26 protein-coding genes are annotated in these 24,650 nt (G+C 70.0%); 10 read left to right on the forward strand and 16 right to left on the reverse strand.

Annotation, left to right across the window (positions count from 1 at the left end):
- Positions 1–2: 2 nt before the first annotated feature.
- The 3 genes from O7618_RS15700 to O7618_RS15710 are packed head-to-tail and all read right to left on the reverse strand — an operon-like array spanning position 3 to position 2,310.
- Complete coding sequence (locus O7618_RS15700; protein ID WP_278106838.1) at positions 3–626, reverse strand: class I SAM-dependent methyltransferase; 624 nt, start codon at positions 624–626, stop codon at positions 3–5.
- On the reverse strand, positions 623–1,357 hold the full coding sequence (locus O7618_RS15705) for a PIG-L family deacetylase (protein WP_278106839.1): 735 nt from the start codon (positions 1,355–1,357) through the stop codon (positions 623–625). The genes O7618_RS15700 and O7618_RS15705 overlap by 4 nt, the downstream gene beginning before the upstream one ends.
- Positions 1,351–2,310: an acyl-CoA dehydrogenase family protein gene (locus O7618_RS15710; protein ID WP_278106840.1), complete on the reverse strand. Its 960-nt coding sequence runs from the start codon at positions 2,308–2,310 to the stop codon at positions 1,351–1,353. The genes O7618_RS15705 and O7618_RS15710 overlap by 7 nt, the downstream gene beginning before the upstream one ends.
- Positions 2,311–2,675: 365 nt before the next feature.
- Between O7618_RS15710 and O7618_RS15715 the strand changes: the two genes are divergently transcribed.
- On the forward strand, positions 2,676–4,421 hold the full coding sequence (locus O7618_RS15715) for a DUF1996 domain-containing protein (RefSeq protein WP_278106841.1): 1,746 nt from the start codon (positions 2,676–2,678) through the stop codon (positions 4,419–4,421).
- A gap of 193 nt (positions 4,422–4,614) precedes the next feature.
- Here O7618_RS15715 and zwf read toward each other — a convergent pair whose 3' ends face one another.
- Complete coding sequence (gene zwf, locus O7618_RS15720) at positions 4,615–6,108, reverse strand: glucose-6-phosphate dehydrogenase (RefSeq protein ID WP_278106842.1); 1,494 nt, start codon at positions 6,106–6,108, stop codon at positions 4,615–4,617.
- 529 nt (positions 6,109–6,637) lie between these two features.
- Here zwf and O7618_RS15725 point away from each other — a divergent pair.
- A complete protein-coding gene (locus O7618_RS15725; RefSeq protein ID WP_278106843.1) occupies positions 6,638–7,129 on the forward strand; it encodes a hypothetical protein in 492 nt (163 codons plus the stop codon).
- A gap of 149 nt (positions 7,130–7,278) precedes the next feature.
- On the opposite strand, the gene O7618_RS15730 is transcribed toward O7618_RS15725, so the two are convergent.
- The 5 genes from O7618_RS15730 to O7618_RS15750 form a co-directional block, all read right to left on the reverse strand.
- Positions 7,279–7,569 carry a hypothetical protein gene (locus tag O7618_RS15730; protein ID WP_278106844.1) on the reverse strand — a complete coding sequence of 97 codons (291 nt, stop codon included), beginning with the start codon at positions 7,567–7,569 and terminating at the stop codon, positions 7,279–7,281.
- Positions 7,548–7,931: a hypothetical protein gene (locus tag O7618_RS15735; protein ID WP_278106845.1), complete on the reverse strand. Its 384-nt coding sequence runs from the start codon at positions 7,929–7,931 to the stop codon at positions 7,548–7,550. Before O7618_RS15735 ends, O7618_RS15730 begins: the two co-directional genes overlap by 22 nt.
- Before the next feature lie 130 nt (positions 7,932–8,061).
- Entirely contained in the window at positions 8,062–9,762 is a 1,701-nt protein-coding gene (locus O7618_RS15740; protein ID WP_278106846.1) for an IS1634 family transposase, read from the reverse strand.
- 145 nt (positions 9,763–9,907) lie between these two features.
- The gene (locus O7618_RS15745) at positions 9,908–10,192 is read right to left on the reverse strand and encodes a hypothetical protein (protein ID WP_278106847.1); all 285 of its coding nucleotides are present in this window, start codon (positions 10,190–10,192) and stop codon (positions 9,908–9,910) included.
- A 233-nt stretch (positions 10,193–10,425) separates the two neighbouring features.
- Positions 10,426–10,659: a TraR/DksA C4-type zinc finger protein gene (locus O7618_RS15750; protein ID WP_278106848.1), complete on the reverse strand. Its 234-nt coding sequence runs from the start codon at positions 10,657–10,659 to the stop codon at positions 10,426–10,428.
- 70 nt (positions 10,660–10,729) lie between these two features.
- Here O7618_RS15750 and O7618_RS15755 point away from each other — a divergent pair, with 70 nt between their 5' ends.
- Positions 10,730–11,293 (forward strand): NYN domain-containing protein, encoded by a 564-nt coding sequence (locus O7618_RS15755; protein ID WP_278106849.1) that lies wholly within the window; start codon positions 10,730–10,732, stop codon positions 11,291–11,293.
- Positions 11,294–11,392: 99 nt separating this feature from the next.
- Complete coding sequence (locus O7618_RS15760; RefSeq protein ID WP_278106850.1) at positions 11,393–11,548, forward strand: hypothetical protein; 156 nt, start codon at positions 11,393–11,395, stop codon at positions 11,546–11,548.
- Positions 11,549–11,611: 63 nt separating this feature from the next.
- Here O7618_RS15760 and O7618_RS15765 read toward each other — a convergent pair whose 3' ends face one another.
- Complete coding sequence (locus O7618_RS15765; RefSeq protein WP_278106846.1) at positions 11,612–13,312, reverse strand: IS1634 family transposase; 1,701 nt, start codon at positions 13,310–13,312, stop codon at positions 11,612–11,614.
- A 427-nt stretch (positions 13,313–13,739) separates the two neighbouring features.
- Positions 13,740–14,939: a helix-turn-helix transcriptional regulator gene (locus O7618_RS15770; protein ID WP_278106851.1), complete on the reverse strand. Its 1,200-nt coding sequence runs from the start codon at positions 14,937–14,939 to the stop codon at positions 13,740–13,742.
- Between the two features lie 298 nt (positions 14,940–15,237).
- Here O7618_RS15770 and O7618_RS15775 point away from each other — a divergent pair, with 298 nt between their 5' ends.
- Positions 15,238–15,996 (forward strand): XRE family transcriptional regulator, encoded by a 759-nt coding sequence (locus O7618_RS15775; protein WP_278106852.1) that lies wholly within the window; start codon positions 15,238–15,240, stop codon positions 15,994–15,996.
- A gap of 180 nt (positions 15,997–16,176) precedes the next feature.
- Here O7618_RS15775 and O7618_RS15780 read toward each other — a convergent pair whose 3' ends face one another.
- Complete coding sequence (locus tag O7618_RS15780; RefSeq protein ID WP_278106853.1) at positions 16,177–16,431, reverse strand: hypothetical protein; 255 nt, start codon at positions 16,429–16,431, stop codon at positions 16,177–16,179.
- Between the two features lie 97 nt (positions 16,432–16,528).
- Between O7618_RS15780 and O7618_RS15785 the strand changes: the two genes are divergently transcribed.
- The 4 genes from O7618_RS15785 (at position 16,529) to O7618_RS15800 (ending at position 18,666) form a co-directional block, all read left to right on the forward strand.
- Complete coding sequence (locus O7618_RS15785; protein WP_278106854.1) at positions 16,529–16,828, forward strand: transposase; 300 nt, start codon at positions 16,529–16,531, stop codon at positions 16,826–16,828.
- The gene (locus O7618_RS15790; RefSeq protein ID WP_278106855.1) at positions 16,825–17,463 is read left to right on the forward strand and encodes an IS3 family transposase; all 639 of its coding nucleotides are present in this window, start codon (positions 16,825–16,827) and stop codon (positions 17,461–17,463) included. Before O7618_RS15785 ends, O7618_RS15790 begins: the two co-directional genes overlap by 4 nt.
- A 15-nt stretch (positions 17,464–17,478) precedes the next feature.
- A complete protein-coding gene (locus O7618_RS15795; RefSeq protein ID WP_278106856.1) occupies positions 17,479–17,715 on the forward strand; it encodes an integrase core domain-containing protein in 237 nt (78 codons plus the stop codon).
- 192 nt (positions 17,716–17,907) lie between these two features.
- A complete protein-coding gene (locus tag O7618_RS15800) occupies positions 17,908–18,666 on the forward strand; it encodes a hypothetical protein (RefSeq protein ID WP_278106857.1) in 759 nt (252 codons plus the stop codon).
- Positions 18,667–18,806: 140 nt separating this feature from the next.
- Here the strand turns inward: O7618_RS15800 and O7618_RS15805 are convergent, their stop codons facing one another.
- The 3 genes from O7618_RS15805 to O7618_RS15815 all read right to left on the reverse strand — a co-directional run bounded on the left by O7618_RS15805 (position 18,807) and on the right by O7618_RS15815 (position 20,853).
- Complete coding sequence (locus O7618_RS15805) at positions 18,807–19,088, reverse strand: helix-turn-helix domain-containing protein (RefSeq protein WP_278106858.1); 282 nt, start codon at positions 19,086–19,088, stop codon at positions 18,807–18,809.
- Positions 19,085–19,489, reverse strand: coding sequence for a VOC family protein (locus O7618_RS15810; RefSeq protein ID WP_278106859.1), 405 nt, complete (start codon positions 19,487–19,489; stop codon positions 19,085–19,087). Before O7618_RS15810 ends, O7618_RS15805 begins: the two co-directional genes overlap by 4 nt.
- A gap of 230 nt (positions 19,490–19,719) precedes the next feature.
- Entirely contained in the window at positions 19,720–20,853 is a 1,134-nt protein-coding gene (locus O7618_RS15815) for an IS630 family transposase (protein WP_278106860.1), read from the reverse strand.
- Between the two features lie 144 nt (positions 20,854–20,997).
- Here O7618_RS15815 and O7618_RS15820 point away from each other — a divergent pair, with 144 nt between their 5' ends.
- Positions 20,998–21,777, forward strand: coding sequence for a transposase family protein (locus O7618_RS15820; RefSeq protein ID WP_278106861.1), 780 nt, complete (start codon positions 20,998–21,000; stop codon positions 21,775–21,777).
- A gap of 49 nt (positions 21,778–21,826) precedes the next feature.
- On the opposite strand, the gene O7618_RS15825 is transcribed toward O7618_RS15820, so the two are convergent.
- The gene (locus O7618_RS15825; RefSeq protein ID WP_278106862.1) at positions 21,827–24,490 is read right to left on the reverse strand and encodes a PHP domain-containing protein; all 2,664 of its coding nucleotides are present in this window, start codon (positions 24,488–24,490) and stop codon (positions 21,827–21,829) included.
- Between the last annotated feature and the right edge of the window lie 160 nt (positions 24,491–24,650).

The following is a 24,650-nucleotide window of genomic DNA, read 5'->3' on the forward strand; positions in this document are numbered from 1 at the left end:
GTTCACCGCAGGCCCTCGGCCTGCGCCACGGAGGTGGCCGCGGGCGGCACCCGGAGGAAGACGTCGAGGAGGAAGTCCGACTCCTCGTGCCGGGCCGTGCGCGCCAGCCCGTCGGTGGCGCCGAGCCGCCGGTGCACGTCGTCGCCGCCCCGGGCGTGCTCGGCCACCACCGGCCGCCAGTGCACCGCGACGAGCGTGCCGCCCGGTTCGAGCGAGTCCACCGTCCGGGCGATCAGCAGGTCCAGGCCGGCGTCGTCGAGGTAGTAACCGAGTTCCGAGAGCACGACCAGGTCGAAGCGCCGGTCCGCCGCCGGCCACTCGTGGGGGACGCGCATCCGTTCCACCCGCACGTGCGCCTGGTCGGTGAGCCGCCGCCGGGCGCTCGTCACCGCCGCGGCGGCGATGTCGACCGCCAGCAGCCGGTCGCACCGCCGCGCGAGCCGGGAGGTGAGCATGCCCGTCGAGCAGCCCGGCTCGAACGCCGACCGGTAACGCCGACGCGGCAGGCATGCCACGGTGAGGTCGTGCTTGCGTTGCTCGTACCAGCGGGTCTCGAAGCTCCACGGGTCCTCGGCCCGCGCGTACATGTCGTCGAAGTAGCCGGCCGGGGTGCCGCGTGAGGTCATGGCACGAACACCGTTTCGTAGGGACGCGCGAAGCGTGCGAGGACGTGCGGGGGAAGGATCGCGGCGTCGGCCGGCGCCGGGCCGAGCGGCAGGATCTGGCTGCGGAAGGCGTCGATCGCGTCCCGCTTGGCCGACCTGGCGGCCTCGGTCAGGTCGATCCGACGCGCGCGGTGCCACGGCACCCCGGGATCGTCCGGTTCGGCCCAGTGCCACGTCCAGACGGGAAACTCCAGGAGTGTCGCGCCGGTGCGCCGGCAGGCGACCGCCGCGGCCCGTCCGACCGCCTCGTGGTCCGGGTGGCCGTCGCCGTGCCAGGTCGTGACGCACCACCGGCCGGGCGCCAGCCGGGCGGTCAGGGTGTCGGTGAGCGCCGTCTCGTCGATCCCGCCGTCGGGATGCCCGAGGTGCGTGATGCCCGAGGGGGCGACGCCGAGCCGCCCGCACGCCGTGACGGTCTCGGCCCGCCGGATCCCGGCCAGCTCCGCGGGGGTGTGCACGGTCGATCCGGGGTGCGAGGCCTCGCCGTCGGTGACCACCGCGATCTCCGCGCCGGCGAGCATGGCGACCAGGCCGCCGACGCCGAGAACCTCGTCGTCGGGATGCGGGGCGACGACCAGCGGCGGCACCGCCCGCGCCGCGTCCCGCGGATCGAGTACGCGCCAGCCGGCCGGCGCCGGCCACGCGCGCCACGTCTCCTCGGCGGTGCCCGCGCCGACGATGGGTCTCACCATCCGGGGTCCCCGGCCGCGGTCACCAGCTCGCCCAGATGAGCCAGGTCCGCCTCCGCGTGGCTCTGCCGCAGATAGACGGTCAGGTCGGCGACCCGCCTGGCGTGGTCGGCGTCCTGGCACAGCGGGCCCGCCCCCAGCGCCCGGCCGACCCGGTCGACGACCGTGGAGGCGGTGGCCTCGACGGTGGCCCGTACCTGGTGGGCCAGCCGGTCGGCGTCCCGGGTGGGATGCGCGTCGATCTCGGCGGCGGCGGCGGACAGCACGGCGCGGGCGGCGACCAGGGCCGCGTCGACCGCCCCGAGGTGCGCCAGGGCGTGCGGGCCGAGGGGACGGCGGCGCGCCGCGGCGCACAGCGTGTCGGCGACGCCGACGGCTCCGCCGTACCAGCACGCGGCCACGCCCACCCCGCCGTGCCAGAAGCCCGGCCGCGCGGTGTAGCGACCGGGTCCACCCACCGGGGTGGCGGGCACGTCGTCGAAGCGGACCGTCCGGCTGTCGCTGGCGGCCATGCCGACGGCGGGCCAGGTGCCGGCCAGCGGGGTGACCCCGGGGCCGCCGACCTCGACCGCGAACAGGCGTACCCCGTCGTCGGCCGTGGCGGTCACCAGCGCCCGGGAGAGCAGGCCCGCCCCGGAGCACCAGGGCCGGTCCCCGGTCAGCCGCCACCGGCCGCCGTCCCGGGTCGCGGTGAGGGTGGCCGGGGCGGCGGCCCACACGCCCCACGGTTCGCGGCGCCACGCCGGGTCGATCGGCACGCCCAGCTCGGCGAGGATCGCCAGCGCGTCGGCGTGCCCCTCCCCCAGGCGGGCCAGGGCCGGGTCGGCGCGGCCGAGTTCGACGAAGCGCCGGAACCGCTCCGCGGTCCGTCCGGCGCCGGGCGACGGCAGGTCGAGGCGGCCGGTGAGCACGGCGGCGCGGAACGCCTCCGCCGTCCGCTCGTCTCCCGTGGCCATCCTCAGACCCCCGTCACGGACCGGACCGTCTGCCGTCCGCCGAGTCGCGCCCGGCCGGCGGCCGGGAGAGACGATCCTGGACGGCCGACGGGCATCGCGGGCTCCGATCTGAGCGGTACGGGAGCGACCGGTGGGCCGCGGCCCGAAGATGCCCTTCCCGGGAGGGGTGAAACCTCGGACGACCCACGTCACGTCCGGATGTCGCCGCGATGCGCGCCCACCGCGCCCGGAACCGGCACGGCACCGAGTTCTTACCTGTCGATGACGTGCCGGCGGATCACCGATCGGCGCGGCACCGGGTCGCCGTATCCGGATGCGACAGCGGCCGAACGACTGGCCGGCTCGGCGACCGAGGAGAAGACGACATGAGCAGGCGCTACCGGAACCGACGGTCACGTGGTGCGACACCTACCCGGCTGGCCCTGGTGGCGGTGGTGCTCGCCGCGACCGGCGCGCTCACCGCCACCTTCGTCTCCAGCGGCGGCAAGGGCACGACGGACGCGGCCACCAGCCTGTCGGACTACGTGGCGATCGAGCGGATCCGGCCGAACGTGGTCGCGCCCCGGACCGGGCCGATGGCGTCGACCGGCCGGTTCACCGTCGACTGCGGGACCAATCGCATCGGCAAGTTCAGCCCGGACAATCCGGTGGCGCAACCCGGCGTACGCAACGGCGCCGAGCACGTGCACGACTTCGTCGGCAATCTCGCCATCACCGCGGACTCCTCCGACGCGGTCCTCGCCGCCTCGGGAACCACCTGCGTCAACGGTGACAGGTCCTCGTACTTCTGGCCGGTGGTCCGGATCGACCGTTCCGTGCGCGCCGGCGCCCGCGACGTCCGACGGGCATTGGCCGCCACCCCGGGCGCCGTGGTCTGCCCCACGGTGGGCGACCGCCTGCCCGCCGTACCCGTGTCGGCGAGAGCGGCGGTCGACCGCCGGCTCGCCGAGTTCGACCGGCTCGAAGCCGCCGCGGACCGACGGGTCCGCGGCACCCGCGGCGCGGACATCCGCGTCAACAACGACGTGCTGAACTGGCTTCGCGTCCGTCGCGCGGCCACGCTCACCGCCATCGGGGACACGATCCGCGCCGCCGGCGGGCGCGCCCCGACCGGCCTGGTCGCACTGGCCGACTGCGACGTCAGCTACGACGGCATCCACACCAGGCTGCACACCGCGCACACCACCGCCGCGAGCGCGGCGACCCCGCAGGTGACCTGCCCGTCGGTGCGGGACCGGCTGCCGGGTGTGCCGCGGCCGGCCCTGGCGGAGGTCGACCGCGGGCTCGCCGACCTGGACCGGCAGATCGCCGAGGCCAACCAACGCCTGGTCACCAGCCGCGGTGCGGGCGACGCCGGATTCGTGGAGAACGCCGTCCTCGGCCCGCTGAGGGCGAAGCGAACCGCGTTGCTCAAGCGGATCGCCGACGCGGTCGGCCGGAGCGGCGCCCGAACGGAGGGCCTCGACGCGCTCGCCCCGTGCACCGTCGACCGGCGCAGTGGCCAGCCGGCCACCCCGCCGACCACCGGCGCGAGCCCGCTGCCCGAACCGCAGGGACCGAACCTGGAACTGCCGAACAACACCGGGCGGATCCTCCGACCGGAGGCGGTCGTCATCGAGTACCGCGGCAACGCGGTCGGCAAGGTCGTCCCCATGCCCCGGTTCCTGCGCGAACTGACCGGCGACGCCAAGCCCACCAGCCGCGGCCCGGCCAACGCCCGCGCCACCTGGACCTGTTCCGGGTTCGGTGACCGGCTCTCCGACAAGTATCCGATCTGCCCCGCCGGCAGCCGGGTCCAACGCGTCCAGGACTTCCCCGGCTGCTGGGACGGCCGGAACACCGACAGCGCCAACCATCGCGACCACGTCGCCTTCGCCGACCGGAGCACCGGGGCCTGCCCGCAGGGGTTCACCGCGATCCCGCAGGTGCGCATCACCATCTCCTACGACATCCCGCGTGGCGTGCAGCGCAGCGGACGGTACGCCCTCGACTCCTTTCCCGAGGAGAACCACAACCCGTTCTCCGACCACAACGACTTCGTCAACGTCAACTCCACCAGGACCATGGAGCGCATCGCGGCCTGCCTCAACGGCGGAAGGAACTGTCGCTGAGCGTCGGGCGGGGTGCCGATCACGTGATCCCGGATCGGGGCGGAGCACACCGGCACTCCCCGGTCCGTCCCGGTCCGGGGACGGCTCAGCACCGGCGCGGGCCGCCGGCGGCGCCGAGCGCGGCCACCCGCGCGGCGCGAAGCCGGCGGCCGCCCGTCGTCGTCCGGCCCGGATCGCCGGCCGGCGCGCGGAGCTACGCCGAGTTGCGCCACCTGCGCCCGTGCCGGCCGATGAGCCGGTCCGCGTCGGTCGGGCCCCAGGAGGCGGCCTCGTAGGTGGGGATCGGCGAGTTGTCCTTCTCCCAGTACTCGATGATCGGGTCGACGATCCGCCAGCACTGCTGCACCTCGTCGCTGCGGATGAAGAGCGACGCGTCACCGATCAACGCGTCCAGCAGCAGCCGCTCGTACGCCTCCGGCGACTCCTCGACGAACGTCTGGTCGTACGAGAACTCCATGGTCGCCGTGCGGACCCGGAAGGAGTGACCAGGCACCTTGGCGCCGAAGCGCAGCGAGATGCCCTCGTTGGGTTGGATCCGCAGGATCAGCGCGTCGGCCTCGAGGCCGGTGAGCTGGTCGGTCGGGATCGGCAGGTGCGGCGGCCGCTGGAACTGCAACGCCACCTCGGTGAGCCGGGCCGGCAGACGCTTGCCGGTGCGCACGTAGAACGGCACCCCGGCCCACCGCCAGTTGTCCACGTTGAGCCGCATCGCCGCGTAGGTCTCGGTCCGCGACAGCGGGTCGACGCCGGCTTCCTCCCGGTAGCCGGCCATCAGCTCCTCGCGGGTGCCGCCCCGGGTGTACTGACCACGGACCGCCGCCTCGGCGATGTCCCGGTCGGTCGGCAGCCGGATCGCCTGCAACAGCTTCACCTTCTCGTTGCGCAGACCCTCCGCCTCGAACGAGGCCGGCGGCTCCATCAGGGCCAGCGCGAGGACCTGGAGCACGTGGTTCTGCACGATGTCCCGCATCGCGCCGGCATCCTCGTAGAAGCCGCCGCGGGAACCGACACCGAGCGTCTCCGCGACGGTGATCTGCACGTGGTCGACCCAGGAGCGGTCCCAGATCGGCTGGAAGATCGAGTTCGCGAACCGCAGCGCCAGCACGTTCTGGACGGTGTCCTTACCCAGATAGTGGTCGATCCGGAAGACCTGGTGCTCGTCGAACGCGCTGTGCACCACACCGTCCAGCTCGCGGGCGGTGACCAGGTCGCGCCCGTACGGCTTCTCGATGACCAGCCGCGCGAAGGAGCCCTCGCGCGGCTGGTTGAGCCCGACACCGGCCAGCCCGTTGATCGCCGGCTCGAAGGCTCCGGCCGGGGTCGACAGGTAGAAGAGCCGGTTGCCGGACGTGCCCCGCTGCGCGTCCAACTCGTCGAGCGTCTCCACGAGCCGCTTGTAGGTCTCCGGGTCGTCGTAGCCGCCGGCCACGTACCGGACACCGCCCCGGAGCTGGCGCTTGCCGGCGAGGGCACGCCCGCCCAGGGCGCTCTCCGCGAACTGCTCGTCGGTCATCGGCGTACGCGCGACGCCGACCAGCGCGAACTGGTCCGGAAGACGCTCGTGCCGGGCCAGGCTCTCGACGGCGGGCAGCAGCTTACGCCGGGTCAGGTCACCGGACGCGCCGAAGATCACCAGCGTGGCCGGCGGGGCACTCCGCTCCTGGATGAGCTGAGCTGCGTGGTCCATGGTCTGCGTTCCTCCGGGCATCAGGGGTGTCTGGTCGGGGTAGCGCCGCGGTCGTGGGCTTCGAGCGTCGCACGCCCGACCGGACCGGCAGGCGGCCCGGCTACAGTTCGGGACGGTCGTCGGGGTACCCCTGCTCGGACGTCCGCCTGGGCCCGAGGCCGCGAGACCAGCGTAGCCACGCGGCGTTCTCCGGTGCCGCCCACGCGTCCGCTGTCCACAGCGACCCTCGATCGGGCGTCCGGCCGGGGCTACGATGCCCCGGTGACGCCGGACAAGTGGGCGCGGTGGCTCCTGACCCGCCGCGACGGCGACAGCGCGGGCCGGCGCGCCCGCAACGCCCAGGATCTGGCCGTGTTCCGGGACGGCGTCCTCGACCGAGCCGGCCTGACGGCCGACGACGTGGTGCTCGACGTGGGTTGCGGGACGGGACTGATCGGGTTCGGCGCGCTGGACCGCCTCGGCCCGGACGGTCGGGTCATCTTCAGCGACGTCTCACCCGACGTGCTCGACGAGTGCCGGCGCACCGCCGGTGGCGACGGGCGGACGGATCTCCCTGTTCGAGCCCGTCAACGGCTTCGCGGCGCGACTCCGGCCCGACGACCTGTTCGGCATCGGCGACTCGCCCGTGCGGGACCTGATCGCCAAGGTGGACGACGTCTACCGGAGCACCACCGGAGAAGACACCCGACCGATGATGGACTTCGACGAGCGTGACCTGCTCGACTGGGCGGTGACCGCCGGCTTCGAGGCGGTGGAACTGGACTACCGCGCCCAGGTCGACGCGCCCGCCGACCCGATCGGGAGCTGGCACACACTCCAGCGCGTGGCGCCCAACCCCCTGGTCCCCACGTACGGCGAGGCGATCGCCGCCGCCCTGACCGACGACGAACGCGAGCGTCTCGACGCGTACATGGTGGCCCTGGCCACGGCCGGCACACCGACGCGGCGCACGATGGCCACGGCGTTCCTGCGCGCCCGGCGGCCGGGCCAGGGAACCATCGGGCAGGTCCAGGTCCATTAATGAGGTATGGGCTTGCTTCGCAGAGCGGAACCCGCGGGCTACGAGGACTTCGTCGCCAGCCGGTACCGCGAGATCGTCCGCTTCGGCGCGCTGCTGACCGGTGACGGCCGGCTGGGCGAAGACCTGGCCCAGGAGGGTCTGATCGCGGCCTACCGGTCGTGGCACCGGTTGGGCGTGCCGGACGGGCGGCCGGAGGCGTACGTCCGGCGGGTGATGGTCCGTACCGCGATGCGGGCCCGGCGTCGGCGCTGGCGCGGCGAGGTGCCGACCGAGGAACTGCCGGACGCGTCCCGTGGTGGCTTCACGGACCAGTCGGATCTCACCGTGCAGGTGCTCGCCAGCCTGCGCCGGTTACCCGCCGACCAGCGGGTGGTGCTCGTGTTGCGGTTCTGGGCCGACGCCTCCGAGGCCGAGCTGGTCAGCCGGCCGGCGAACACCATCCGTCGACCATGGCGACGATGCGGGCGGCCACCGCGTCCGGGTCCACGAGTTGATGCAGGTGGAGCCCGGGCACCTGGTCGACGGCCCAGCCGCGGTCCCGCGCGTCCTGCGCGGCGTGCTCGTAGGGCGGCCCGAACAGCAGATACCCGCAGGCCGCGTCGTCCCAGCCGTCCGGCACGGGAATGCTCTCCTCGTAGTAGCTGAGCGGCAGGCGCGGCTGCTCGGCCGAGACGTCGCTCCGGGTCTGCGGATCCGGGAACATCGGCGCCACGTCGGACTCGTCCCACCACGCCGTCCACTGCGGCAGCCGGCCATCGGTCGCCTTGGGTCGCAGAAAAGCCAGCAGCTCGGGCGGCGCCACCGCCGTCGACCCGCTGCCCTGCGTTCCGCAGCTCGGCGTCGATATAGGCGGCGGATCTGGGCTGTGAGCTGGGCAAACACCGGTAGGCCCGGTGACATGGCGTGTCACTAGGCGGCTGTGTTGTTGCAGGTCAGGCGGTTGCGGGTGTGGCGTGGAAGATCCGGGGCGGTTCGGTGATCTTCAGCTTGGTGAGCAGGGCCTTCTGGGGTTGGGACAGTTCGGTGCGCTGGGCGAAGGTGCCGGCGGGGCCGGTGAACACGCCCAGGTGTAGCCGGTCGATCTCGGTGTGGATCGCGGTCCAGGTGCGGCCGGTCTCGGTTTCGGCGACCCGGATGAGCAGCAGGGCCAGCCAGCAGAGCAGGATGTGGGCGCGGATGCGGTCCTCGCGGCGGTGGAACACCGGGCGCAGGTCGAGGGTGGTCTTCATGTCGCGCCAGCCGCGTTCGACTTCGAGGAGCTGCTTGTAGCCCAGGGCGATGTCCTCGGCTGACAGTGTCGGGTCGGAGCAGCGCAGCAGGTACTTGCCGTCGAGGCGCTGTTCGGCCTTGACCTTGCCTTGGTCGAGGCGTAGCAGGCCCTTGGGGGTGACGCGCAGGAACCGGTTCAGGCCGGGTTTGGTGGAGATCACGCCGCGTAGCTCGGCGCGTTTGGTGGCCGGCAGCCGGTCGGTGTCGTCGATCAGGTCGGTGAGCTGGGCGATCAGCCGTTGGCGCACGGCGGCGTCGCGGTCGGCGGCTTCTGGGTTGTAGCAGATGACGAACCGGTCGTCGGTGTCGATGTTGACTTCCTTGACCTGCAGGTTGCCCGCGACGGTCGCGTAGCGGCCCTGTCTGGCGAGGGCGGCGTCGGCTTCGCTGGTGCCGGCGCGTAGCTTCTCGCCGAGGATGTAGTGCCCGCCGCCCTGTTGCAGGAAGCGGCGGTTCTCGGCGGAGGCGAACCCGCGGTCGGCGACCCAGACCACCCGGGCCAGGCTCCACTCGCGCATGTCGGTCTTGACCTGCCGGATCAGGGCGGAGTCGCTGGTGTTGCCGGGCCAGCACCACACCCGCACGGGAATGCCGGTGCGAGTGACGGCCATCCCGACCACGACCTGAGGCAGGTCGTCGCGGGAGTCCTTGCTCTTGCCATGGGTGCGGAACCCGGCCTGCTTGACCGCCGCCGGATCGTCCTCGGACACGACCCGGCCCTGCTGGTCACGCCACAGCGGTTCGTCGGCCTCGTCGAGTTCGAAGTAGGTGCTGGTGGTGTCGAAGAACAGCAGGTCGACCTCAAGGTTGAGCAGGTCGGCGATCTGGTCGTAGACCCCGCGGGTCAACGCGGGCTCGACCTCGATCAACTGGTCCATCGCCCGGTAGCAGGCGTCGTCGGTGACATGCGGCAGGCCGGGCAGGTGCACGTCCTGGCAGACCCAGTCGGCGGCGGCCAGCTTGCTCGACGGGGCCAGGGCCCGGTTGGCGACCAGCGCGAACAGCACCCGCTCGACGTCGACCTCCCGGCGGGACGAGCCGACCAGCGGCCGCAGGACCGTGTCGACGCGCAGCCGGCGCCACAACCCGTCGAGCAACCACGCCCCACCCAGCGGACGGGACTCCAGGAACGACAAGCCTGCCGGCGCCGCCGCGGCCAGGGCGTCAGCCGGGCCGAGCAACCGCGACAACGCGTCGACCAGGCGGCGGATACCGGCCACGTCGAGCTGATCCTCGCGGCCGAACGAGTACAACACCCGCGTCTTGGACGCCTTCGCGGCCGGGTCCCACTCGTTGTGGGCCAACTGCAGGTAGCGGATCCTCTGCCCGTCACGGGTCTTGCGGGTCGACGCTTTCACGTACACGAGGCACGACCGTACACCGACTATGGATCAACGCATAGATCGGCAGCTCAGCAAAGTCATCCACAGGCAGGCGTGTCACTAGGAGTTTTCGCCGTTCCCGCCAGACCGCAACACCCTGACCTGCACCTCCACACCACGACGCCGACTATATCGACACCGAGCTGCGGAACGCAGGGCTGCGGGCGGGCATCGCCGCGTCGACGAACAGGCAGCCGGCCACCGGACGCCGGGCCGCCTCGACGACGACCGGGACGAAGAGGCCGGCGTTGCTGTGCGCGACCAGGACCACCGGCATGTCCGACGGCAGCTCGCCGATGGATCCGGCGACGGTCTCCGCGACGGACGGCCAGAACGGCGGCCCGGCATCCGCCACACCGAGCAGCGAGGGAACCACCGTGACCGCACCCGAGGCGTTCAGCCTCGTCGCCACCGGCGCCCACGTCAGCGGACCCACCGATGGGCTGTGCACGAGAACAATCGCGGCATCCATCGGTTCGCCGTGCCTGACGTCGCCCGCCGGCCGCCACCCCGTTCGTCACGCCGACGGCGAACACGGCACCCGTGGATCCACCCGCCCACCGGGATGATGTGCTCCGCGACGCAGACTCCGCGATCCCGTGCCCGATCGGTCACCCGCCCCCGGTGTTCACCCCGTTCGACGACCTAGGCGCACGCCATGCAGAAGCGGGCGAACGGCCGAGCGGCGAGCCGTTCCGCGCCGATCGGCTGCCCGCACCGCTCGCAGAGGCCATAGGTCGCCGTGTCCACCCGACGCAGCGCGTCGTCGAGGTCGGCGACCCGCTGTCGCGCCCCGGCCAGCAGCGCGGTCAACTGGGCACGGACGCGCCGCGGAGAGGACGCCCGGGTGGCGGCGGCGCGGAGCCGGATGCCGTCCACGGGCGGCCCCGGCAGGCAATACCCTTAACCATGAGCACGGCGCTCGCTGCTCGACTCGGGAGGCACACCCATGCTCGGTACGACCGAATCCGTCACGTACCTCATCGTGGACGGGGAGAACATCGACGCCACGCTCGGCAACAGTGTCCTGGAGCGCCGGCCGGCCCCGGCGGAGCGCCCCCGGTGGGAGCGTCTGCGGGACTTCGCACGGGACACGTGGCAGCAGCCGGTGAAGGCGCTGTTCTTCCTCAACGCCTCGGGCGGCGGCCTGCCGATGCCCTTCGTCCGGGCGCTCCTGAGCATGGAATACCGACCCATCCCGCTCGCGGGATCGTCGGATCAGAAGGTGGTGGACATCGGCATCCAGCGGACGTTGGAGGCGATCGCCCGGCGCCCGGGCAACGTGATGCTCGCCAGCCACGACGGCGACTTCCTGCCGCAGGTCGACGCGCTCCTGCGGAATGATCATCGGGTCGCGGTCGTCGGGTTCAAGGAGTTCCTCAACGCCGGCTTCGCCGACCTGCCGGGCCTGCAGGTGTTCGACATCGAGGAGGATGCGGGCTGCTTCACCAACGTTCTTCCCCGGGTGCGCATCATCGACCTGGACAGCTTCGACCCCGAGCGCTTCCTGTAGGCCGGGCACCATCCGGGCGACCGCGCGGACGGCGGGAAACGCACTTCTCCGAACGGCTTTCGCTCCGTAGGATCCCCGGCGATCAAGGGGGATGAAGCGGTGGGCGATTTCCAGCAGTTCGTGGCGGATGTGACGTCGCGTCTGTCCGCGATGGGCACGGGCGAGTTGTACGTCGTCGGCGACGGCCTCGACCGGGACTCCCTCTCCTGCGTTCCGCAGCTCGGCGTCGATATAGGCGGCGGATCTGGGCTGTGAGCTGGGCAAACACCGGTAGGCCCGGTGACATGGCGTGTCACTAGGCGGCTGTGTTGTTGCAGGTCAGGCGGTTGCGGGTGTGGCGTGGAAGATCCGGGGCGGTTCGGTGATCTTCAGCTTGGTGAGCAGGGCCTTCTGGGGTTGGGACAGTTCGGTGCGCTGGGCGAAGGTGCCGGCGGGGCCGGTGAACACGCCCAGGTGTAGCCGGTCGATCTCGGTGTGGATCGCGGTCCAGGTGCGGCCGGTCTCGGTTTCGGCGACCCGGATGAGCAGCAGGGCCAGCCAGCAGAGCAGGATGTGGGCGCGGATGCGGTCCTCGCGGCGGTGGAACACCGGGCGCAGGTCGAGGGTGGTCTTCATGTCGCGCCAGCCGCGTTCGACTTCGAGGAGCTGCTTGTAGCCCAGGGCGATGTCCTCGGCTGACAGTGTCGGGTCGGAGCAGCGCAGCAGGTACTTGCCGTCGAGGCGCTGTTCGGCCTTGACCTTGCCTTGGTCGAGGCGTAGCAGGCCCTTGGGGGTGACGCGCAGGAACCGGTTCAGGCCGGGTTTGGTGGAGATCACGCCGCGTAGCTCGGCGCGTTTGGTGGCCGGCAGCCGGTCGGTGTCGTCGATCAGGTCGGTGAGCTGGGCGATCAGCCGTTGGCGCACGGCGGCGTCGCGGTCGGCGGCTTCTGGGTTGTAGCAGATGACGAACCGGTCGTCGGTGTCGATGTTGACTTCCTTGACCTGCAGGTTGCCCGCGACGGTCGCGTAGCGGCCCTGTCTGGCGAGGGCGGCGTCGGCTTCGCTGGTGCCGGCGCGTAGCTTCTCGCCGAGGATGTAGTGCCCGCCGCCCTGTTGCAGGAAGCGGCGGTTCTCGGCGGAGGCGAACCCGCGGTCGGCGACCCAGACCACCCGGGCCAGGCTCCACTCGCGCATGTCGGTCTTGACCTGCCGGATCAGGGCGGAGTCGCTGGTGTTGCCGGGCCAGCACCACACCCGCACGGGAATGCCGGTGCGAGTGACGGCCATCCCGACCACGACCTGAGGCAGGTCGTCGCGGGAGTCCTTGCTCTTGCCATGGGTGCGGAACCCGGCCTGCTTGACCGCCGCCGGATCGTCCTCGGACACGACCCGGCCCTGCTGGTCACGCCACAGCGGTTCGTCGGCCTCGTCGAGTTCGAAGTAGGTGCTGGTGGTGTCGAAGAACAGCAGGTCGACCTCAAGGTTGAGCAGGTCGGCGATCTGGTCGTAGACCCCGCGGGTCAACGCGGGCTCGACCTCGATCAACTGGTCCATCGCCCGGTAGCAGGCGTCGTCGGTGACATGCGGCAGGCCGGGCAGGTGCACGTCCTGGCAGACCCAGTCGGCGGCGGCCAGCTTGCTCGACGGGGCCAGGGCCCGGTTGGCGACCAGCGCGAACAGCACCCGCTCGACGTCGACCTCCCGGCGGGACGAGCCGACCAGCGGCCGCAGGACCGTGTCGACGCGCAGCCGGCGCCACAACCCGTCGAGCAACCACGCCCCACCCAGCGGACGGGACTCCAGGAACGACAAGCCTGCCGGCGCCGCCGCGGCCAGGGCGTCAGCCGGGCCGAGCAACCGCGACAACGCGTCGACCAGGCGGCGGATACCGGCCACGTCGAGCTGATCCTCGCGGCCGAACGAGTACAACACCCGCGTCTTGGACGCCTTCGCGGCCGGGTCCCACTCGTTGTGGGCCAACTGCAGGTAGCGGATCCTCTGCCCGTCACGGGTCTTGCGGGTCGACGCTTTCACGTACACGAGGCACGACCGTACACCGACTATGGATCAACGCATAGATCGGCAGCTCAGCAAAGTCATCCACAGGCAGGCGTGTCACTAGGAGTTTTCGCCGTTCCCGCCAGACCGCAACACCCTGACCTGCACCTCCACACCACGACGCCGACTATATCGACACCGAGCTGCGGAACGCAGGTCGCAGTCGAGGGGCAATAGCGCGGAAGACCGTTACTGGCCGATCCGGGTGACGAGGCTTCCCCACTGCACGCATTCATGATGGGCGATACTGGCATCGAACCAGCGACCTCTTCGGTGTGAACTCTCGGCGAGCAGGTTGGATCGGGCTCGATGCGAGGTCAACCGGCCTGATGAGGCGCTTCTCGGGTCGGTTCGGCTGGCACGGTTGCTGTACTTCACTGCTGTACTTCTCGCCCTCGTGTAGCGCCGCTCAGCCGACCCCGAGCGTGGCGGCGAGCTTGGCGATCGTGGTCGGGGCGCGCGGGTCGCGGGCAACCTCGGCGAGGATGTCGCGGGCGGCTGGCCGGTGCGTGATCTCGCTCGGCGCGGTGCGTTCGGCCTCGGTCAGCATGCGAGCCGCGCTGCCCACGTCCCCGGCGTGCAGGCAGGCGCGGGCCATGTCGAGCAGGTGCGCGGCGCGGTGTTCGGCGGGTAGCCACCGCCAGCCGGCCCTCGCGGTGGCCTTCTCGTGCCAGGCGATCGCCTCGTCGGTGTCGCCGTTCTCCACGGCCACGGCGGCGCGAGCCACGTCGACGGCGGTCGGCCCCAAAGCGGTGCGGTGATGGTCGCACCCGTCGCCGACCTGCTCCGCCATGCCGGCGGCCTCGTTGAGCAGTTCGCCGGCGGCGGATTCGTTGCCGTCCTGCGCCGCCGCCAGGCTGGCTTGGATGAGCAGGGTCCCGCACAGGGACAGCTCCGCCGGTGCGCCGTACTCAATCACGGGTGGAGCGATCCGGTACGCGGCAGTGAGCATCACCGACTTCGCCTCCCGAGTCCGCCCGAGCGCGCGCAACACCTGACCGAGCTGCACGGCTGCCCCGGCCACCAACTCCCGGTCACCGGTGGCGGTGAGCATCGCCCGATCCACGGCCAGCCACGCCAGCTCGGCGTCACCGAGCTTGACCAACAGCGCGGCGGTGATCCGATACGCCTCCACCAACGACGCCCGGCCCGATTCCGGGGACTCGGCGTGGGTGCGCTGCGCGTTGACAAGCAATGTGAGCGCCAGGTCGATCACCTGCGGGTACCGGGCGTACTGGAACGTCGTCCACGCGTACCCCACATCCCGCAGCATCCGATCCACGGGCACCACCGGGCCGCCCGCTGGCTTGCCCAACGGGATCTCGTAGCGCGACAGCGCCGCCCTGATCCGCTCGGCGCCATCACCGCGACCCGCCGCCTCGACCGGTGCGGCGTCCCGGCCGACCAGAGCCGCAGTGTCGATACGAAGCACGCGGGCGATCTCCTGAAGCGTCGACAGCTTGTCCAGCGACCGGACGCCGCGCTCGACCTTGTCGACCCAACTCTTCGACTTGCCGAGCCGGTCGGCGAACATCTGCTGCGATAGCTTTCGCCGACCCCGCCAGTACGCCACCCGCCGCCCGACCGGCAACAGCTCAACGCTGCCCACGACGCCACCGCCGATCCGGTACGGCCCGGGTGGTTTCCTCCACAGGAATGCGATCCGCCTCCGCTTGGGCGAGAAGCCGCCGCTTCGCCGCCTCCCGCTCGGCCGCCTGAATCCGCTCACCCCGGCTCACCGCCGACTCGTCGCCCTTACGCGGCATCCCCGCACCTCCGCCAGTAGAAGCGGCGGCACGTCGGCCGTCGCGGCTCCACAGTGACGTTGGAATGTCATCTGCTGCGACGGCACAAGAGCCGACAATCAGGTCACTTAGCCGGCGACATTAAGGCGACACGGCGCTATGGTGACAGCCATGGCTGCCCCCAACACCGCCCTACGGGCCGTCCGCACCGGAATGCGCATGAGCCAGGACGACTTCGCCCGCGCGCTCCAGGCCGCCGGCCACCGCGTCGGCGAACCCAACGACGCCAACAAACGACTCGTTCAGCGATGGGAGTCCGGCGCAATCGCCGCGCCCCGACCCGTCTACGCCCGCGCCCTGGAGGTCGTCACCGGGCTACCCATCTCACTGCTCGGCTTCGACGCGGTGCCCGGCGGGCATGTTGCCGACGACGAACACGGCGGCCACGACCTGACCTCGCCCGTGTCCAGCCTGGCCACACCGACACCGACGTCCAAGCCAACCACGACCCACCAGTCCTACGAAGGCGTGTGGCTCAGCCGCTACCAGTTCTACTCCAGCGGGCGGGGAGACTCCTTCGCCGGACAACACTTCGTGGTGCTGCTCCAGCACGGCGATCGGCTCACCGCGCGCAGCCTGCCCGGCTCGGCGTCATCCTCTCTCTCGCTGGACCTGACCGTGGACGGTGCCGTCGTCACCGGCACCTGGGTCGAGCAGACCGACCCCACCGGCTACTACCGGGGTGCCCGGTACCACGGGGCGATCCAACTCATCGCCGAGCCAACCGGCCGACGGATGGCCGGAAAGTGGATCGGCTTCGGCAAGGACATGGACGTGAACACCGGCCCGTGGGAACTCGTCTTCCGCGATGCCTCAACGTCTAAGGCGACGCTTGATCGCTACAACACGTCGGCGACGTAGGTCGCTGCTGGCTAGGGACCCCTTGACCCCTCGCTTGTAAGTTCTGGGCGCTTCGTCCGGGCGCGTCCGCGTACGACTCTGACGTCGGGCGTTGATCCCTAGCCCTCCCGGCCCGGCCCTCCGTGTCCGGCCCTGTTGCTGTCACCGTTGCTGTCGGCAGCAGCAGGGCCGCAGTTACCGTCAGCCACCGCGATGGCCGGCTGCTCGATCGGAGACCGCGGGCCGTAAGCTCTGCGACGCAGACGAGACCAGATCGACGACGGACGTGACCGCGATGATGGCAAGCACCAGGAAACATATCCCGTCAGCGGCCGCTGCCGCGCTACTGGCGTTCTTGCTGCCCACCACCGCGTGTACCTCGCAAGCCGCCACCCCGCCGTCGGCGACGTCCACGGCCTCCACACCACCCTCGCCAGTCATCCGTAAACTGCGCATGCCGGACACGCTGCTCGGCCTCCCGAGAAGCATGGACCGTATCGCCACTGTGGTTCCCCTCGTAACGTGGAGGCCAGAGCTTGGGGGATAGAGGTTCATGGCTGAGACGAGACGCCGGTTCGATCCGGAGTTCCGCGCGGGCGCGGTCCGGATTGTGCGGGAGACCGGGAAGTCGATCGCGCAGGTAGCGCGTGATCTGGGGATCAACAGCGGCACCCTGGCCAACTGGGTTCAGCAGGATCGTGCCGCTCGTGGCGAAGCCGCTGCCGGGCAGCTGGCCGAGGACGAGCGGGCGGAGCTGGCGCGGTTGCGGCGGGAGAACGCCGAGCTGGCGATGGAGCGTGATGTCCTCAAGCGATCCGTGGTCCTGTGGGGCAAGGAAGCGACGGGCCGGTGAGCGTGGCCGCCTTCATCGTTTCCCAGAGGACCGAGCACGATGTGCCGCACGCGGTGGCCTGCCGGGCGTTGGGGGTGTCCGAGTCGTGGTTCTACAAGTGGCGCGACCGTCGGCCGACGCCTCGCCAGGATCGTCGGACCAGGCTGACGGACGCGGTCCGGCGCGTCTTCGACGCCTCGGGCGGCACCTATGGCAGTCCACGCGTCGGCGACGAGTTACGTGAGCAGGGCTGGCGGGTGTCGGACAACACGATCGCCGCGGTCATGGCTGATCTGGGCCTGGTCGCCAGAGCGAAACGGCGCCGGCGTGGGCTGACTCGGCAGGGCAAGCGGCCAGCCGCCCCGGACCTGGTCAAGCGTCAGTTCACCGCGTCCGCGCCGGACGTGGCCTGGTGCGGCGACATGACCGAGATCGCTACGCAGGAGGGCAAGCTCTACCTCGCCACCGTCATCGACCTGTACTCCCGGCGCATCCTCGGCTACGCCATGGGCGACCGGCACGACGCCGGTCTGGTCGTCGCCGCGTTGAACATGACCGCGGTCACCCGTGGCGGCGACGTCGCCGCAGTGATCTTCCACAGCGACAGGGGCAGCGAATACTGCTCGGCCGACTTCGCCCGGGCGTGCGCCCGCTGAAAGGTACGCCAGTCGATGGGCCGGGTCGGCTCGTGCTTCGACAACGCCGTGGCCGAGGCCACCTTCCCCACCATCAAGGTCGAGTACGTCCACCGCCACCAGTTCCGCACCCGTACCGAGGCCCGGCTGAAGATCGCCACCTGGATCACCGACTTCTACAACCGGCGCCGCCGCCACTCCGTCTGCGACGGACGCTCACCGATCGACTACGAACGATCAACCATCCGCGTCCTGGAAAACCAGGCCGCATAACCGAGTCCTCCACGATTCCAGGGGATTGACACGACGGGCCGATACCAACTCCTCGTCCGCCACCGGCCAAGTGTGGACCACCAGTCGATCGAACAAGATCCCCGCCCTCAAGCACACAACGCGGCATGAGCGGATATTCTCGCCGCTTCAGGCGCCAGTAACGTAGACCAGCGAACGGTACGGTCTCACGTCGTGGGAGATTCACCGTTCGGTGTGCGGTTGTGGCGCCTGTTGTCGCAGCGGCGGCCTACGTTTGACACGTCGATCGAGCAGATGCAGGCCGTCCTGACCCGGGAGGCAGGTGTCCCAAATGATGAGCTCGTAGCGGTCATCGACAACAACGCTGCGCCGAGCCCAGACCTCGTCCGGAAACTGGCGCCGGCACTCCGTATCCATACCGCCGACCTTTTCGTCATCGCTGGGATGCCGGTGCCGGACGACCTGGCCTCGGCCTGGCCAACGTCGCCGTGGAATGTGGGTTCGGTCATCCGACACGCCGCCCGGATGGACGCAGACCAGCGGGACCGGTTGAAGGCGCTGGTCAGGTCCCTGCCGGTGCAACCGCCGGATGAGTCCCAGTCGGCCGACGACTACCCGGACACCCCTGGAGCGCTGCTGCTGCGCCTGCTGCGCAACCGCAACATTCACCCACAGAACGCACAGATCCTCCAGGTTGTGGGAAACGGTCCGTACGTTTCCGACTCCACGGTCGCGATGCTGGGCCCAGGCAAGGCGACCATCACCCCGCAGTACGTGACGGCGTTCGCGCACCTGCTCGGCTATCCGCCCGGCGACATGGTCGCGCTGACCGGGATCGGGCCGGTCGTCGAGGACGCGAGGCCACACCCGGCGAGCGCGGAGATCGCCGCGCTGGCCTGGCACGCCCGGCTGCTCAACAGTAAGCAGTTGAGCCAAGTGATCAAGGCAGCCGATGCCATGCGGCACGCCTGAAAATCCGCCGTGGACGCCCTCAACCTAACGGAACTCGACATCGACACCCGCTGTCTGCGGCATGCGCGGATGGTGCGCCCCCCGCCTCGACGCGGCCGCTAGGTGATGGCTCGGCGTTGACCTGGTTCCATGGGGCCGGGTTACGCCCCTTCGGCGCCCCAGCGTCCGAGCGCGACGATTGCCTCTCGTAGTGCGAGCCCGCGCTCCGTCAGCGCGTATGCACGTGTGTTGTGCCGAAGTGGAAGACGGGACAGCACGCCGGCCGCCTCGAGCTCGCGCAGGCGGGTCGCGAGCATGTTCGTCGGCGCTCCGAGGTCGCGTTGCAGGTCGCCGTAGCGCTGCGGTCCGTCGAGCAGCCGCTCCACGATGAGCAGTGCCCAGCGGCTGCCAACGATGTCGAGTGCCGCGGCAAGGTTGCTCACCCGGCCGGATCGATGCTCGGCTTCATCCAGAACGGTGAGTAGTGGTAGCCGTCGAGGTCATCGAACTGGCGCTGGTACATGAAGGGGTAGTCGTCGGTGTCGCCGATCCGTCCGCCGGCGGCGCCGGCCCGCTCGACGAGCGCGTCGACCGCCTCGCGGCTGCTGAGATCGAACGAGACGGTCACTTTGGAGGGAGTGTCCGCTCCGCCCACCAGGTCCTCGACGCCGCCGACGCTCGCGTACATCTCCCGGCTGCCGAGCATGACGTACTGCTCGGGCGCGATCGCGAAGCACGACACGTTGTGATCCGACATCTCGGCGTTGAGCGTCCAGCCGAGAGAGGTGTAGAAGGCGGTCGCGCGCTGCACGCTCTCGACCGGGCAGGTGATGAACAGGCTCATGGCGGCATACTTGCAAATTGCAAGTGATCCGTCAAGGACCGCCCACCACCAGTTGACGCCGGCAACCGGCGACCTGCCATGGCAGTGGGTACTGCTCGGCGGCGCTCTCTCATCAAGCTACGAGTGCCCGCAGGTGTGCTGGCTCTGGCGATCCAACGCGTAGGGCGCGCCGGGCAGCGGCGCACACGCTCGACGGCGGATCCGGACGATCCACTGCGGCTAGTGCCGCATCAGGCAATGTTCGCCCTGTTGATGACCTCGCGTAGGCGTTCGTCGGCGGCGTTCTTGTTCCGCCAGATGATGTAGCGGCGGATCATGCTGCCCTGCTGCTTGTGGCTGGCGTGGTCGGTGCCGTCGAGGATGAAGTAGCGCAGGGCGGTGAACTGGGCCTCGATGCGGTTGAGCCAGGAACTGTTGGTCGGGGTGTAGGCGAACTCGACGTTGTTGGCCACGGCCCAGTCACCGACCCGGGTGTCCTTCTTCGTGCTCAGGTGCGGGGAGTAGTTGTCGAGCACGATCGCGATCCGGGTCTGCGGTGGGTGCAGGCTGCGCAGGTAGCGGCAGAACTCCAGGAACCGTGTCCGGGTCTTCGTCGGCTTGATGTGACCGTAGAGCTGGTCCTTGCGCAGGTCGTAGGCGGCGAACAGGTGCCTGATCCCGTGCGGGCGGGTGTAGGTCGCCCGCCGGCGGGGCCTGGGCTCGCGGTCAGGGTCCGTGTGTCGTCCACCGCGCTCGGCCCACTGCCGTCCAGGGTGGGGCTGGAGATTCAGGGGGCCGAACTCGTCCAGGCAGAACACGACCTGCGGCTCGTCGTCTTCCGGTATGACTTCGCCGTCGGCGATCGCGTAGAGGTGCTCGACCCGGGCCTTCTTGGCGGCGTAGTCCGGGTCGCGGGAGGTCTTCCAGGACTTCATCCGTTGAAATGACACGCCCTCCTCGCGGAGCAGGACCCGTAGGCCCTCGTGGCTGATGTCGTCGACCACCCCCTCAGCGACCAGGAAGTCCGCCAGCTTGGCCAGGCTCCAGGTCGAGAACGGTAAGCCATGCTCGGGCGGCTTGGACTTGGCGATCTTCTTGATCTCCCGGCGTTCGGGCAGGGTGAACGTTCTCGGCCAGCCGCCCTTGTACTTCGGGTAGAGCGAGTCGAAGCCGTCGGCGTTGAAATTGTGGATCACATCCCGGACCCGATCCGCGCTGGTGAACGTCACCTCAGCGATCTTCCCCACCGACATGCCCTGCGCGGACAACAGCACCATCTGCGCTCGCCGCCAGGTCACCACCGAACCGGCGCCTCTACGGATGATCCGCCGCAGCCGCTGCCCCTCGTCGTCATCGATCTCGCGAACACGGACCCGTTCTGCCACCCGGACAGCCTGGCGACGCCGTACCGCCCGGGCCAGCACCCGCACGGCGTGTCCTCACGAGGCAAACGTTCCCTGACGCGGCACTAAGGGATGTCTCGTAACCCTGGCGTATGTCTGTTGAGGACGGTAGGGCAGGATGCCGGGGTGCAGGTGATCTCGGCAGCCCGCCCGGAGTGGATCTTTCCGTTCACCGGGCTGCAGCCCGACCAGTTTCGCAAGCTGGTCCGGCTGGTCGCCGAACGTGGCGGTGACGGCATCGCTGACGGCCGGCCGGGCCGGCAGTGGGCTCTTGACCTCGCTGATCGGGTGCTGCTGGTGGCCGCGTACTGGCGCACGAATTTGACGATGCGGCAGATCGGCCCGTTGTTCGGGGTGTCGCACTCCGCGGCGCACCGGGTCATCGACACCCTCGCCCCGCTGCTGGCGCTGGCGCCGGTCCGCAAGCGGCCGGTGGAGCAGATCGCGATCGTCGACGGCACGCTGGTCCCGACCCGTGATCACCGGCTGGCGGCCCGGAGCAAGAACTACCGGTACTCGACGAACCTGCAGGTCGCCATCGACGCCAGCACCCGCCTGGTCATCGCCGTGGGTGAACCGCAGCCAGGCAACCGCAACGACACCATCGTCTACCGCACCTCGGGCATAGCCGAGAAGCTGGACGGGCGGCCGGTGATGGCCGACGGCGGCTACCGGGGCAACCCGGAGGTGATCATGCCGTACCGCAAGCCGTCCGACGGCAGCACGCTGCCGGACTGGAAGGAAGCCCTCAACGTCGAACACCGGACCGTCCGAGCAGGGGTCGAACACGCCCTGGCCAGGATGAAGTGCTTCAAGATCCTGCGCGACTACCGCCGTGCCGCCCACACATTGGCCGACGCCGCTTCCGGCATCGCCAACCTCCACAACATCATCCTCACCGGCTGACCAGGGGGCCGGCCCCCGGCAACGCCTTCACCCAGTTACGAGACGTCCCTTAGTTCATCGACGAACCGAGCTTGACGGTTCGGCGTTTGAAGGGCACCGGACCGCCTTCCAGGTGGTAGAGCGTCAGGACGTTGAGGTCGTGGCGTTCGAGGGAGCCGGTAGCTTCGACGACGCCGTTGTTCGCGTCCGAGGTGAGAGTAATGATCATTTCGGCATCGGCGGAGACGACTAGGCCAGGGCTGCGGGTGGCGAAGATGTACTGCCGGCCACCGCGCAAGTCGCGCAGTTTCGCGACAAGGTATTCCTCGATCCACGGGGCGTGGAGCGCGTCCTCGGGCTGGTCGATGATCAGAGGGTCGTTGCCGTCGGCGAGGGCGATGATGAGGATGGCGGTGCACTTCTGGCCGTGCGCGAGCCGCTCGATCGGCACATAGCCGTCGTTGGCCTGCTTGCGGAACTCGACGGACAGGCCGTCGTGCAGGTCAAGGGTCTGCATCCGCAGGAAGTCCTCGATGGCGCCCTTCTCCCGCACATGCTCGAAGAGGGTCTCGACGTGCTTGCGTTCGGCACCGGTGGCGGTACACACGCCGTCGACGTCGTCGACGAGGAACGAGCGGACCAGTTTTACCGGCAGGGTCTTCTCGCAGATCAGCTTAAGGACCGGGGCGCGCAGCCGGGATCCCTTGGCGATGGCGGTCAGGTCGGTCAGATAGTCCGAGTCGTCGTTCTCGGAGAGCATCTTGATCCGGACGATGCCGCCCATGAGCTTGTTGAGCGCCTTGATCCGTTCTTCGCGCCGCCGACGGCGTGCTTTGCGCGCTTCGAGCAGCTCGGTGATCAGCTCTTCCCGATAGGTCGTGGCGGCGACCAAGTTCGGCAGGAACTCGTCGTTGAGCTGGGTCCGCTGGGCGTCGAGCTTCGCCTTCTCCGTCTGAAGTTCCACCAGCCGGGTGCGGAGCGCGGCGAGGCCCCTGTTGTCGATGTCGATGCGACTGACCGCCTCGGCGAGTTCCTGGTCGAACTTCCGGTACCGCTCGACCCACTCCTGCCGGACGGCGACAAGCTCCTTGTTCACCACCAACAGGACATGGGCTACCTGCGCGTTGGCCGCCTCGATCGCCTCCCGCAGCTGCTTGTACGCCGCCTGCACTCGTTGGTAAAGATCTTGATTGTCGGCGACCGCGGCCGAGCCCCGGAACTTGTTCCCGCCTTCGGTACGGGCGGTGATCTTCAGTTCGGGAATGCCGACGACCGGCTCAAAGAGGGCTTTCTCGGCACTCCACCTTGCCTGCATCTTGATGGTCTCGCCGTCGAACAGGCCGGACAGTTCCTCCAGCCGCTTCTCGACGTCTGGGAGGGTCTCCAACCTGGCGCGAACCTGTCCGATCTTGGACTCGAGCGAGCCGACAAGTCGGCCGTTGTCGATGAGTCGGCCGACCGCGTCCGATTCGCGGATCTCGAACTCGTTCAGGTCGAGCGCGGCGTCGATGAGCGCCATCCGGCCGACCGGCGTTCGGGCGTACTCGATCACCTCGCTCTGCGAGAACCCGGTGATCGCGATCCGGCCGGCCAGGCCGGTCAGCTGCTCGGTGTCGCCGATGAACTCCGGCTGGGTGGAGCCGTCCTCGAAGTACGCCCGGCGCACGCGGCACCGCGCGTGGCCACGGGTGAGGACGACCTCGACAGTTGAGCCGGAGGTGAGGGCGTACTTGAGCCGGGAGTCGACCTCCTTGCGGACCTGGGGGAAGTCGCCGGCGTCGGTCTGTTGGTCGAGGGCGAACCGGACCAGCTCGATCAGCAGCGACTTGCCGGCGCCGGTCCCGCCGAGCAGGCAGTTGAGGTCGCACGAGAACTGGAACTGCTGCCCGTCGAGGAACCCGCCGGTCACGGTCACCGACTCGATCACCGTGTGCTCTGGCGCTCCGGGCTCGTCCAGGCGGACACGCAACTCCGGATCCGCCAGTGCGTGCCGGAGGCCGCGCAGGTCGGGCCGCGACGCCTTGATCCAGGTCCGGCGATGACCGATGCCGCGCAGGACGTGCCAGCTCACGCCGGGTGCGGTGGTGTCGGAGCTGCGGACGAGCGCGAGCTCGCGCCGGCCGGCGAGCCGGGCCTTGATCCGCTCAGCCTCGGTGACGTCGACGATCTCCACCGCGCTGATGGCGTCGTCGAGCAGCGTCTGGTTGATCCGGTCGGCGACGGCGAGGCGGAGCAGGCCCTTCTCTCGGTCGGCGTGCGCCGGGAGCGCCAGGCCGTCTCGGGCGGCAATGATCTTTGCGGTGTCGGCGAAGCCCTTGTCCAGGGCCTTGTGCAGGTCACCGTGGTCGGCGCGGACAACGCCGAGTTCGACGAGTACGTCCTCGAGATGCTGTGCCGGGGTGCCCTCCTCCCAGATAGCGAGAAGATGCCCTTCGGCCGTGCTGAGTTCCAGACCGGGCAGCACCACGAGCGTCGTGTCGCGGGCGGCCTCGGCCATCCGGTCGCACCAGCCGGCCGTGTTGTGGTCGGTGACGGCGATCGCGTGGAGTCCGGCGGCGATCGCCGCGTTGACGATCTGCCGGGGCTCGGTGGCGCCGTAGGTGTGTACGTCGACGTCGCGCGAGGCTGGGGTGTGGACGTGGAGGTCGACAGCCCAGAACCGTGCGGGTCCGTGCTTCGCGCTCACTGGCGATGCTGCCTGGCTGCTTTCCGTTGGTGCCGTTGCTGACGTCAAAGCACTCGCTCCGTGATCGTTTGCCGCCGTCTGAGCGTCCGGCTCGACACCCTAACGCTCAGTGAGCCGAAGAAGCGGGGTGACACTCGCCCATACGTACGAACAGGCGCCAACCAGATGAAGGCTCACCGGACCATTAGCTCGACCATCCGTCCGATCC

Origin of the sequence: Micromonospora sp. WMMD980 (genome assembly GCF_029626035.1) — a bacterium.
In the GTDB taxonomy this organism is placed as follows: domain Bacteria; phylum Actinomycetota; class Actinomycetes; order Mycobacteriales; family Micromonosporaceae; genus Micromonospora.